Source organism: Micromonospora sp. CA-111912 (assembly GCF_050948415.1).
In the GTDB taxonomy this organism is placed as follows: Bacteria; Actinomycetota; Actinomycetes; order Mycobacteriales; family Micromonosporaceae; genus Micromonospora.
This window is the reverse complement of sequence record NZ_CP192007.1, coordinates 5,576,547-5,588,050: the sequence shown is the minus strand read 5'-3', so window position 1 is coordinate 5,588,050 and position 11,504 is coordinate 5,576,547. Positions and strand designations below refer to the sequence as shown.

Below are 11,504 nucleotides of genomic sequence, written 5' to 3'. Positions count from 1 at the left end.
CTCGCGGGGCCCGGCGTCGTGGGCCTCCGCGAGGCGTGGGTTCGGGGCGCGGGTTGCTACGGCCGCCGAGCCAGCCATACCGTCCGGGTCGCCCGGACGATGAGGTCGTCGCGGTCGAGGACGCCGGCCGCGAGCGTGTCGAGGGCCGCCAGGTCGTCGGCACCGAGTCGGCCGTCGAGACCGTGCCGCAGGCGCTGCAGGCAGAGCTGGGCGTAGCGGCCGGTGGCCGGGGGCAGGGGTGCTCGCAGGGCGATGTCGAAGTGCCGCTGCGCCTCGACGGTGAAGCCGGCCTCCGTGAGGTGGGCCGTCCAGTCCTCGCCCATGTGCATTCCCGCCTCGGCGCGGATCTCGGCGATGGCGGCGTTGCCGCGTTCCTCCAGCGCGGCACCGGCGTCGTCGGGCAGGAACCGGGGGAGCGAGTCCAGCTCGGTGGCCACGAGGATGCCGCCGGGGTGCAGCGCCGCGAGGGCTTGGGCGAGGGTACGAACGGGGTCGGCCATGTGGTGCAGCGAGGCCGACGCCCACACCAGGTCGGCGGGCCCGAGGTCCGGCCAGGGCTGGTCCAGGTCGGCCTGCACGGTGCGGATCCGGTCCGCGACGCCAGCCGCCCGGGCCTTGTGCCGCAGGTGCTCGAGCATCTCGTCGGAGAGGTCCACCGCGATGACCTCGGCGTCCGGCAGGTGTCGGGCCAACGCGAGGCTGCCGGTGCCCGTGCCGGCGCCCACGTCGATGATGCGTGGCCGGTCGGGGACCAGCGAGCCGGCCCAGGCGATCACCTCGCGGTGGAACTCGTGCAGAACGTCGGCGTCGAGGTCGAGCATCTCGCCCAGCTGAGAATGCGAATGTGCCATGCCGACGACGGTACCCGCTTCTTGCGGAGGCAGCATAGTATCTTGCGTATGACGCAAGACGGTGAGTTGGACGCCCTGGTTCGGCAGCGGATCCGGGGGTTGCGGGTGGCGCGCGGCTGGTCGCTCGACGACCTGGCAGCTCGCTGTTTTCTGAGCCCGTCGACGCTGAGCCGGATCGAGACCGGCCACCGGCGGATCGCCCTGGACCAGTTGACGCCGATCGCCCGGGCGCTGGGCACCACGCTCGACCAACTGGTGGAGTCGGGTGCCGACGACGACGTGGTGATCCGCCCCCACCGCGACGAGGCACGCGGCGTCACTACCTGGCTGTTGTCCCGCGAGGGCGCACCGCACGGCGTAACGGTCGCCAAGCTACGGATCACCCGGTCGATCCCCGACGAGGGGCGGGTGCATCCGGGCCGGGACTGGTTCACCGTGCTCTCCGGCACGGTGGTGCTACGCCTCGGCGAGCGGACCATCCTGGTCGAGACCGGTCAGGCGGCGGAGTTCTCCACGATGGTGCCGCACGCGTTCGGCGCACACGGCGGTGCGGCCGAGATCCTGTGCATCCTCGACCACGACGGGGAACGCACCCACCTGGCGCCGGCGAGGCCCTGACCGGGCCCGGGGCCGTCCACCAGGGGGACCGGCAAGCGGCACCGCCTGAAGCCACGGCGGGGCCCCGGTCAGGCGGTGGCGGCCTGGTCCACGGCGGCGAGCAGCTCGGGCAGGGCGTGCCCGCCCTCGTACCGGACGTCGTTGAGGAACAGCGTCGGGGTGCCGCTCACCCCGCTGCGGATGCCCCCGACGAAGTCCCGGCGGACCCGGTCGGCGTGGGCGTGCCGCTCCACCTCGCCGCCCACCTCGTCGGCGGGCAGGCCGAGCTGCGCCACGCCGAGCGCCAGGTGCACCGGGTCGAGCTGGTCCTGGTGCTCGTACAGCCAGTCGTGCATCTCCCAGAACCGGTCCCGCCGCCCGGCCGCCTCGGCGACTTCGGCGGCGCTCTCGGCGTACGGATGGACGTTGGCGATCGGGAAGTGCCGGTAGACCAGCCGGACCACGTCGGCCCGCTGGCGCAGCAGCTCGGCGAGGTTCGAGTGCACCGCGCCGCAGTGCCCGCACTGGAAGTCGCCGTACTCGACGAGGGTCACCGGGGCGTCCGCCGGCCCTCGGGCGTGGTCGGTCCCGGTCACCGGCACCCGAAGTCGGGCGGTGACCTGCAACGGTGTGGTCATCGGGTCACCACCGTGAGGCGGTTGCGCACCTCGTGGACGCCGGGCGCCGACCAGACCGTCCGCTCCACCGCCTCGCGCTCCGGCACCGAGTGCACCGTGCCCTCCAGCAGCACGGCGTCGCCGTGCACCCGCACGGTGACCTGCTCGCCGTCGACCGCCGCGGCGCGGGTCAGCGCGTCGATGATCCGTACGGTGAGGTCGCCGGTGTCCGGCCGGGCCGCCGGCCGCACGGTGACCCCGTTGCTCAGCCCGCGTACGCCGGTCAGCCGGCCGACGACGCGTTCGGTGGCCCGGCGCTGGTACTCCCACTCCACCTCGCCGTGCAGGGTGACCCACCCGTCGGCGACGGTGACCTCCATCCGCTCGACCGGCACGAACGCGTCCCACTCCAGCGCCCGCCCGACGGCCGTGGCCAACTCGGTGTCGGTGCGCTCGGCCGAGCCGGGCAGCCGGACGGTGAGGTCGTTGGCGACCGCCCGGACCCGGGCGACCCGGTGGGCGGCGCGTTCCGCCACCCACTTCTTCGCGTAGCTGTCCACCCAGCCGGTCAGGGTGACCACGCCCCCGGTGACGGTCACGCCGATCTCGTGCGGCTGGACCCGCGGCTCCCAGGTCAGCTCGTCCAGCACGTCGGACTGGATGTCCTGGTCGGTGCGGGTGGTCGTCGCGGTGGCCATCGGCTGCATCCTCCCGAAAGTCGACGAACGGTCGGCGGCGCGCGTGGGCCCGCCGGGGCCGATGCTGCCGCCGGAGCGGGTGAACCGGACCCACCCCGGTCGGGTGAGGGGTGCCGCGCACGGCCGTCCCGGGGTGGCGGGAGGCGGCCGGGCGTCGACAAGGACCCACCGGGTCCGGCACCATCTGTGGGCGGCGTGACTGTCGGCGGCGGGGAGTGAGCGATGGGTGAGGTTCGCACGGCGGCTCCGGCCGCCGCCCCCGGGCGGCGGGCCCCCGGGCGGTGGGGCCCCGCACGGGGCCGGGCGGCGGCCGTCCGGCTGGGCCTGCTGGCCCGGCACGAGTGGACCCTCGCGGTGATCGGCTCGCTGCTGCTCGCCGCCGTGCTGACCTGGCCGACGCTGCGCGACCTGGCCGGCACCATCCCGCAGGACACCGGCGACCCGACGCTCCAGGCGTGGCAGATCGCGTGGGGCGGGCACGCCCTGCTCACCGACCCGGTGCACGTCTGGCACTCGAACACGTTCTGGCCGGAGCCGTACACCTACGCATACTCCGACACACTGCTCGGCTACGCCCCGTTCGGGATGATCGGGCACGGGCCGGTCGCCGCCGTGGTCCGCTACAACCTGCTGTACGTACTGGTGCACGCGCTGGCCTTCGTCGGGGCGTACGCGCTGTCCCGGCAGCTCGGCGCGGGCTGGGCGGGCGCCGCGGTGGCCGGGGCGTCCTTCGCGTACGCGCCGTGGAAGCTGGCCCAGGCCGGGCACCTGCACGTGCTCAGCATCGGCGGGATCGCGCTGGCGCTGGCCATGCTCGCCCGGGGGCACGGCTGGTCGCTGCGGCACGGGTACCGGCCGGACCGGGCCCGGCCGGGCTGGGCGGGGGCCGGCTGGCTGGTCGCCGCCTGGCAGGTCAGCCTCGGCTTCGGCATCGGCCTGCCCTTCGCGTACGCGCTGGGGCTGCTCTGCCTCGGCGCGGCCGTCGGGTACGGCTGGTCGTGGTGGCGACGGGCCCGGCCGGCGTTCCCGCGCCGGCTGCTGGTGGCGGACCTGGCCGGCGGCGCCTTCTTCGCCGGGGTGACCCTGCTGATGGCCGCGCCCTACTTCGAGGTGGTGGCCCGGCACCCGTCCGGCCGCCGCACGGTCGAGCAGATCGCGATGTTCTCCCCGCCGCTGCGCGGCTTCCTCACCGCGCCGCCGGAGTCCTGGCTGTGGGGGGAGCGGCACATCGCCGCCCGGGCCACCCTGAGCTTCGCCGGGGAGATGACCCTGCTGCCCGGGATGGTGCTGATCGGGCTCGCCTTCGCCGGGCTGTTCGTCTCGGCGTGGCGGTTGCGGCACCGGCTGGCGCTGGCCGCCGGGGTGCTGGTCAGCGCGGCGCTGGCCGCCGGCACCACGCTGTTCGGCGACGGCGACCCCGGCTACGTCACCCTGGTGGAGCACGTGCCCGGCTGGGACGGCGTGCGCACCCCGGGCCGGCTGGTGCTCTGGACGACGCTGCTGCTGGGCGTCCTGGCGGCCGGGGCGCTGACCGTCCGCGAGCCGGACCCGGAGCCGGGGTCGCCCGGCGTCCGGTGGCGGCGGTGGGGGCAGGCGGCACTGGTGCTCCCGATGCTGCTGGTGCTCGCCGAGGGGGTCAACCGCACCCCGCACGTGCCCGCCCCGGTGCAGCCGGCGGCGCTGCACGGGCTGCGCGGGCCGGCGCTGGTGCTACCCAGCGACGGCATCCGGGAGTTCCACGTGATGCTCTGGTCCACCGACGGCTTCCCGAAGGTGGTCAACGGGCTGGCCTCGTTCACCCCGGCCGGCCAGCAGCAGATCCGGGCGGCGAGCGGGAGCTTCCCCGACGCGGCGTCGGTGGCGTACCTGCGGGGGCTCGGGGTGCGCACGGTGGTGCTGCTGCCGGCGTACGCGGCCGGCACGCCGTGGGCCGACGCGGCGGCCCGGCCGGTGGACGGGCTGGGCATCCGGCGGGAGACCGTCGGCGACGGGCTCGTCTACCACCTCGACTGAGCCGCCGCCGCGGTGGGCGGCCCGGGCTGAGCCGCCACCGCGCTCCGCGACCCCGCCCGGGCAGGGCGTGGCCCGCGCCGGTCCACCGGCTTTCTTGGGAGCGCTTCCAAACTGGTCGGGGGAGAGGCTACTGTGAATTCCTTCCTCGGCAGCGGGAGCCACGCATGCCGGTGGGGAGCCTGGGCCGCTCCCCCCACCTCGACGCGCCAGGGCGCGGCCATTCGTCGACCGCCGCGCGTCGTGCTCGTACCCCACCCCCACGGGCATCCCGAGAGGAACCGCAGATGCGGAGAGGTCTCGTCGGCGCGGTCACCACCGTGCTGGCCGCCGCCACAGCAGTCGTGGCCGTTCAGTTCACCGTCGCCCCATCCGCCCCGGCCGCCGCCGCGGCGGCGGAGCCGTACTCCTGGAAGAACGTCCGGATCGACGGCGGCGGCTTCGTCCCCGGCATCGTGTTCAACCAGACCGAGAAGAACCTGATCTACGCCCGCACCGACATCGGCGGCGCGTACCGCTGGGAGCAAACCAGCCAGTCCTGGACGCCGCTGCTCGACTGGGTCGACGCCGACAAGTGGGGATACAACGGAGTGGTCAGCCTGGCCACCGACCCGGTGCAGACCAACCGGGTGTACGCCGCCGTCGGCATGTACACCAACGACTGGGACCCGAACAACGGCGCGATCCTGCGTTCGACGGACAAGGGCGCCACCTGGCAGGTCACCGCGCTGCCGTTCAAGAACGGCGGCAACATGCCCGGCCGGGGGATGGGCGAGCGGCTGGCGGTTGACCCGAACAGGAACAGCATCCTGTACTACGGCGCCGAGGGCGGCAACGGCCTGTGGCGCAGCACCGACTACGGGGCGACCTGGGCCAAGGTGGCGAACTTCCCCAACGTCGGCAACTACCGGGCCGACCCGAACGACAGCAGCGGCTACCAGAGCCAGAACCAGGGCCTGACCTGGGTCAGCTTCGACAAGAGCACCGGCACGGCCGGCACCGCCACCCAGACCGTCTACGTCGGCGTGGCGGACAAGGAGAACCCGGTCTACCGCAGCACCAACGGCGGCACGACCTGGGAGCGGATCGCCGGCCAGCCCACCGGGTACCTCGCCCACAAGGGCGTGGTGGACCCGGTCGGGGGCTACCTCTACATCGCCACCAGCGACACCGGCGGCCCGTACGACGGGGCCAAGGGCGACGTGTGGAAGTTCAACCGGGCCACCGGCGCGTGGACGCGGATCAGCCCGATCCCGTCGTCCAGCACCGACGCGTACTTCGGCTACTCCGGGCTGACCATCGACCGGCAGAAGCCGAACACCCTCGTGGTGGCCACCCAGATCTCCTGGTGGCCGGACGCCATCTTCTGGCGCAGCACCGACGGGGGCGCGACCTGGACCCGGATCTGGGACTGGGGCAGCTACCCGAACAAGACCAAGAAGTACACGATGGACGTCAGCTCCGTGCCGTGGCTGACCTTCGGCAGCAACCCGTCCCCGCCGGAGGAGACCCCGAAGCTGGGCTGGATGAACGAGTCGGTGGAGATCGACCCGTTCGACTCCAACCGCTTCCTGTACGGCACCGGCGCGACCATCTACGGCAGCACCGACCTGACCAAATGGGACACCGGCGGCCAGCTCACCATCAAGCCGATGGTCAAGGGGCTGGAGGAGACCGCCGTGCTCGACCTGGTCAGCCCGCCGTCCGGGGCACCCCTGGTCAGCGCGCTCGGGGACATCGGCGGCTTCCGGCACACCGACCTCGCGGCCGTGCCGCCGATGATGTTCACCCAGCCGAACTTCACCAGCACCACCAGCCTCGACTACGCCGAGACCAACCCGTCGGTGCTGGTGCGGGCCGGCAACTTCGCCGACGCGGACCGGCCGGGCGACAGCCACGTCGCGTTCTCCACCGACGGCGGGGGAAACTGGTTCCAGGGCGGCGAGCCGTCCGGGATCAACAGCGGCGGCACGGTGGCCGCGTCCGCCGACGGCAGCCAGTTCGTCTGGGCGCCCGGCGACGCCGGTCAGGCCGTGGTCCGCTCGGTGGGCTTCGGCACCTCGTGGGCCCCGGCGACCGGCATCCCGGCCAACGCGGTGGTCGAGTCCGACCGGGTCAACAAGAACAAGTTCTACGGCTTCGGCGGCGGCAGGTTCTACGTGAGCACCAACGGCGGGGCCAGCTTCGCCGCGTCGGCCGCGACCGGCCTGCCGACCACGGGGAACGTGAAGTTCAAGGCACTGCCCGGCAGGGAGGGCGACATCTGGCTGGCCGGTGAGGGCGGCCTGTGGCACTCCACCGACTCCGGCGCCACCTTCACCAAGCTCGCCAACGTGTCGTCGGCGGTGAACGTCGGCTTCGGCAAGGCGGCCCCCGGGCAGACGTACCCGGCGTTGTTCACCTTCGGCACGGTCGACGGCCAGCACGGCGTGTTCCGGTCCGACAACGCCGGCGTGAGCTGGGTCCGGATCAACGACGACAAGCACCAGTACGGCAACGCGGGCGAGGCGCTGACCGGCGACCCCCGGGTCTACGGCCGGGTCTACCTGGGCACCAACGGCCGGGGCATCCTCGTAGCCGACCGGCTCGGCGGCACGACCAGTCCGTCGCCGACCACGCCCGCGCCGACCACCCCGGCACCCACCACGCCCCCGCCCACCACGCCCCCGCCAACCACCACGCCGCCGCCGTCCCCGACCACGCCGGCCCCGGCTGGCGGCTGCACGGCGACGTACAAGGTGACCGGATCCTGGTCGGGCGGCTTCCAGGGCGAGGTGACCGTCAGGAACACCGGGTCACCGAGCAGCGCCTGGTCGGTGGCGTGGAACTACGCCGACGGGCAGCGGCTCACCCAGCTGTGGGGCGGCTCGTTCACCCAGACCGGCACCCAGGTCGTGGTGCGGGACGCCGGTTGGAACGGCGCCCTCGGCACCGGTGCCAGCACCAGCTTCGGCTTCCTCGGCAGCTTCACCGGGGCGAACTCGGTGCCGGTGCTGAGCTGCACCGCCACCGTCGCCCGCTAGCGGTTCTCGGCGGGCCGGTCCGTTTCGGTTCTCGGCCGGTCGGTCGGTCTGGTTCTCGGTCGGTCGATCTGGTTCTCGGTCGGTCCGATGGCGCGGCGGGAGATCGCCGCGCCGCCGGACCGGTCGGGTCAGCCGTCGAGGCCGACAGGGGAGTCGGGCCGGTCGACGTCGACGAACTCGATGTCGTCGGCGTTCCGGTCGCCAGCGGCCCGCGCGGCCGACCCCGCGGCCCAGCCGACCGCCGCGCCGACCAGCGCGGCGCCGATCAGCAGCGTCCAGGGCAGGGCCGGGCGGCGGCCGGCGAGCGCGTCGAAGGCCAGCAACGCCCGGCGGCGGGCCGCCTCGGCCGCGGAGCCGACCAGGTCACCGGCGTCGTCGGCGAGGCCCGAACCGTTGCGGCGGGCCGAACGGGCGGTGTCCCGGACATTGTCCCCGGCGGAGCTGACGGCGGAGACCAGGTGCTGCCACGCCTGGTCCGCGATTCGCTCGGGCTTGCTGCGGCGTTCCAGCAGATCGGTTCCGAACATCGTTCTTACCTCCTCGGGGTGCCGAAGCTTGCGGCCACTTCGGCTTTTCGGCTTGGGCAGGGCTCGGGCGCCCCGCCCACCGGCATGGTCCGGCGGTCCGCCCGTCCGCCCAGTCGGGCAGTGCCCCGCCGGATCCGGCCGCAAACCCGGCCCGTCCGGCGGCGGCCCGTCCGGCGGCGGCCCGTCCGGCGGCGGCCCGTCTGGCGGCGGCCAGCGGACGGCGGCGGTCAGCGGACGGACACCACGGCAGCGCCACGGGCGAAGTCGTCGCCGTCGTCGTCATCGTCGTCGTCACCCGCGCCGCCGAAGCCGCAGGCCAGCATGAGAGCGAGCAGTGCGCCGACGCCGGCGAGGCCGGCCAGTCTCCGGATCATGAGTGGTCCTTCCGTGGTACGGGTGACGGGCGCCACCGAGCGTAGGCGGGCCGGGCAACGGCGGCGGTGACCTCTCTCACCCGGTCCGCTGTGGGCGGGGCGGGGCGGGGCGCGCCCGGCGCACAATGTGCGCGCGAAGGTCGGGGGTCACCGTTACCCTGGGTCGGCGACGTCGGCCCCGGTCGATCGTCCGCTGAGCAGGACGTGAAAAGTCCGGATAAGGGCCAGCCCGCTGTGTCCTGATCCATGAATTGCTCATCCCGAGGGGTGGCGACCGAGGCCGTCGGAGGAATACTCTCGGTCGCGGCCCGCGTACTGATGAGGCGCCCGTGAACGGGCGAGTGGAGGTGCTCGCGTGAGCCTGTCGATCGTGAAGTCGGTACTGTCGGGTGGTGTCATCGAGATCGTCCCGCGCGGCGAAATCGACGTCGACACCGCGTACGAGGTGCGCGAAGCCATCGCAGAGGTGCTCGCCAAGGGGCGTCCCGCCCGCATCGAGCTCAACATGCGCCTCGTCACCTTCATCGACTCCGTCGGTATCAGCGCGATGGTGGCCGGTTTCCAGACCGCCGAGGTCAGCAGCGTGAAGCTGGTCGTCACCGAGCCGAGCCGGTTCGTGCACCGACAGCTCTGGGTGACCGGGCTGCTCGGCCTGTTCGGCGCTCCGGAGCCCTACTACGCGGGTGCCGGTGCCGCCACCCCCGAGGTGCTGCCGGGCGCCTGACGGCCGCCCGCCCAGCCCGCCCCGGGTGCCCCGGTCTTCGTCGGCCGCCGGGTCGGTTCACCCTGGGTCGGTCACTATCGGGCGGCGGTTCACTCGGTCACTCTGGGGCGGCGGTTCACTCGGTCACTCTGGGGCGGTTCACCGTGGCCGGGGCGGTGGTCCTTCCCTCCGGGCGCCGGGTGCGGGACGATCGGGACGTGCTTCGGCGAGACACCTTCCAGTATTCGGTTCAGGCCCGCTGCTCGCGGGCCGAGGCGGTGGCGCTGCTCGGCGACCCGGCCCGGCAGGGCGAGCTGCATCCACTGATCACGCGGGTGCGCCGGCTGCCGGCCCGGCCGGGCGCCCGGGCCAGTTACGCCATCACCGACCGGCTCGCCGCCGGTCTGCTGCGCTTCCCGGTGACGTACCAGGCGGATGTGCTGGTCGTCACCGACGACGAGATCGTCACGGTGGCCCGGCAGCGGCCGGCCACCACCGTGCGCAACCGCACCCGGCTGCGTGACGAGCCGGGCGGGGTGGTCCGGATCGACGTGGAGATCACCCTTGCCGCCCCGGCGCCACTGTTCCGGTACGCCTTCCGGCAGGCCCGGTCGGCGCATCTCGGGCTGGCCCGGAGGCTGGGAGAGGTGCTGGACCGCGCCGGGGACGGCCCGGCCCAGCCGGCCTGAGCGGCGCGGCCGGGCTGCTCAGGCCGGGCCCCACGGCTTGTGCGGGTGGCCCCCGGATGGCGGGGGCCACCCGCCGCGCGGTCAGTACACCGACAGGTGCACGTGGTTGGTGTGGTCGCTGGACGGGTCCCCGTTGCCCCCGCTGTACGACTTCCAGCCGCTGCTGGGCAGCCAGATCTGCCTGAACCAGATCACGTACAGCACGGCGAGGTTGTCGGCGTTGCGGATGTAGTACGCCGCCAGGTTGTTGCCGTAGGTGCGGTCCCCGCCGGAGGCCACCCCGCCGAAGCCGCCCTTCTGGGCGGCGAAGTCGCACGCCCGTCCCTTGGGATGCTCGCCGGAGCCGCTGGGCCGGTGGCAGGAGACGTACCGGGTGAAGCCGGCAGACTTGGCCTGCTGGAGCGCGTGCAGCGTCCGTGGGGTGATGCAGCCGTCGGCCGGGGTCGGGTCGTTCACGCTGCACGACTCCGACGGCCAGGACCCGTCGGAGTTGCGCTTCGCCGGGGTGGCGTTCGCGCTGGAGGTGCCCCGGTTGGTCCCGCCGCCGCCGCTGGCGCTGGCGCTGGCCTTCTCGTTGGCCACGGTCAGGGCCTGCTCGGCCTGGCCCTTGCGCTTGGCCATCACGGTGACCTGCTTGCGCTGCTCGCGGATCTCCCCGTCGAGGGCCAGCCGGGTCTTGGCGGCCTGGTCCCGGGTCTCCAGCAGGTCGCGCAGCGCCCGGTCCTCGTTGGTGGCGACCGCGTCCAGCGCGGCGATCCGGTCCAGGAAGCCTGCGGGGCTGGTGCTGTTGAGCAGCGCGGACACCGGGCTGAGCCGGCCCGACTTGTACGCCACGCCGGCGATCTCGTCGACCTTGGCGCCGCGTACGGTCAGCTCCGCCTCGACCGTCTTGAGCTGGCTGCCGAGCTGCTGCTGCCGCTTGACCGAGTTGGCCAGGGCTCTCTTGGCGTCCAGGTAACCCTTGCTGGCCGCTTCCAGTTGGGCGCGCAGGGCGGGGGTGCCGCCCTCCTCGTCCTGGCCGGGTGTGGGGGCGCGCAGGCCGGTGGGTGGGGCCGCGCCGGCCGGGGCCACCGGCCCGAACCCGAGGCCGACGGCGAGCGTCAGCACCAGCATCGCCGCCATCCGGGCGGCGGTCCTTCGTACAGGTGCCACTACTGGCATACGTATGTCCTTCCGTCAGTCGCCGACCGGGTTAGCTGACGGGTTCGGGACGGAAGATCCCTACCGCTCAGGCGGATGCACCCCACGAACATGGTTCCCCGGCTCGCCAGGAGGCGATTAGGCGGCGGCCACCGCAGGCGCCGGAGGGCGCCGCCCGGCGGAGGCCGGATGAGAGCCTACCGGTGCGGTTGAGACCCCCGCTGCCTCCGTGGCGGACGGTGCGTGGGCCAATACTCTTAAAACCGGCATGAAGG

11 protein-coding genes and 1 riboswitch are annotated in these 11,504 nt (G+C 73.6%); of the genes, 5 read left to right on the top strand and 6 right to left on the bottom strand.

Annotated elements, in window-relative coordinates:
• Positions 1-56 precede the first annotated feature (56 nt).
• Positions 57-851, bottom strand: coding sequence for a class I SAM-dependent methyltransferase (locus tag ACQPZO_RS23170; protein ID WP_433343918.1), 795 nt, complete (start codon positions 849-851; stop codon positions 57-59).
• Positions 852-899: 48 nt separating this feature from the next.
• On the opposite strand from ACQPZO_RS23170, the gene ACQPZO_RS23165 reads away from it, so the two are divergent.
• Positions 900-1,469, top strand: coding sequence for a helix-turn-helix domain-containing protein (locus ACQPZO_RS23165; RefSeq protein WP_433343916.1), 570 nt, complete (start codon positions 900-902; stop codon positions 1,467-1,469).
• Positions 1,470-1,537: 68 nt separating this feature from the next.
• Here the strand turns inward: ACQPZO_RS23165 and ACQPZO_RS23160 are convergent, their stop codons facing one another.
• The gene (locus ACQPZO_RS23160) at positions 1,538-2,086 is read right to left on the bottom strand and encodes a DsbA family protein (protein ID WP_433343914.1); all 549 of its coding nucleotides are present in this window, start codon (positions 2,084-2,086) and stop codon (positions 1,538-1,540) included.
• Entirely contained in the window at positions 2,083-2,763 is a 681-nt protein-coding gene (locus tag ACQPZO_RS23155) for a BON domain-containing protein (RefSeq protein WP_433343913.1), read from the bottom strand. Before ACQPZO_RS23155 ends, ACQPZO_RS23160 begins: the two co-directional genes overlap by 4 nt.
• Before the next feature lie 222 nt (positions 2,764-2,985).
• Between ACQPZO_RS23155 and ACQPZO_RS23150 the strand changes: the two genes are divergently transcribed.
• Both ACQPZO_RS23150 and ACQPZO_RS23145 read left to right on the top strand, forming a co-directional pair.
• The gene (locus ACQPZO_RS23150) at positions 2,986-4,776 is read left to right on the top strand and encodes a hypothetical protein (RefSeq protein WP_433343912.1); all 1,791 of its coding nucleotides are present in this window, start codon (positions 2,986-2,988) and stop codon (positions 4,774-4,776) included.
• Between the two features lie 284 nt (positions 4,777-5,060).
• The gene (locus ACQPZO_RS23145; protein ID WP_433343910.1) at positions 5,061-7,796 is read left to right on the top strand and encodes a cellulose binding domain-containing protein; all 2,736 of its coding nucleotides are present in this window, start codon (positions 5,061-5,063) and stop codon (positions 7,794-7,796) included.
• A gap of 128 nt (positions 7,797-7,924) precedes the next feature.
• Here the strand turns inward: ACQPZO_RS23145 and ACQPZO_RS23140 are convergent, their stop codons facing one another.
• Positions 7,925-8,323, bottom strand: coding sequence for a hypothetical protein (locus tag ACQPZO_RS23140; protein WP_433343908.1), 399 nt, complete (start codon positions 8,321-8,323; stop codon positions 7,925-7,927).
• Positions 8,324-8,550: 227 nt separating this feature from the next.
• Positions 8,551-8,697 carry a hypothetical protein gene (locus ACQPZO_RS23135; protein WP_396671316.1) on the bottom strand — a complete coding sequence of 49 codons (147 nt, stop codon included), beginning with the start codon at positions 8,695-8,697 and terminating at the stop codon, positions 8,551-8,553.
• A 355-nt stretch (positions 8,698-9,052) separates the two neighbouring features.
• Here ACQPZO_RS23135 and ACQPZO_RS23130 point away from each other — a divergent pair, with 355 nt between their 5' ends.
• Both ACQPZO_RS23130 and ACQPZO_RS23125 read left to right on the top strand, forming a co-directional pair.
• Positions 9,053-9,421, top strand: coding sequence for an STAS domain-containing protein (locus tag ACQPZO_RS23130; RefSeq protein WP_350889171.1), 369 nt, complete (start codon positions 9,053-9,055; stop codon positions 9,419-9,421).
• A gap of 197 nt (positions 9,422-9,618) precedes the next feature.
• Positions 9,619-10,089, top strand: coding sequence for an SRPBCC family protein (locus ACQPZO_RS23125; RefSeq protein ID WP_433343906.1), 471 nt, complete (start codon positions 9,619-9,621; stop codon positions 10,087-10,089).
• An 81-nt stretch (positions 10,090-10,170) separates the two neighbouring features.
• Here the strand turns inward: ACQPZO_RS23125 and ACQPZO_RS23120 are convergent, their stop codons facing one another.
• Positions 10,171-11,250, bottom strand: a complete 1,080-nt coding sequence (locus ACQPZO_RS23120; protein ID WP_433343905.1) for a coiled-coil domain-containing protein — start codon at positions 11,248-11,250, stop codon at positions 10,171-10,173.
• 4 nt (positions 11,251-11,254) lie between these two features.
• A riboswitch (cyclic di-AMP (ydaO/yuaA leader) is annotated at positions 11,255-11,384 on the bottom strand.
• Positions 11,385-11,504: the final 120 nt, after the last annotated feature.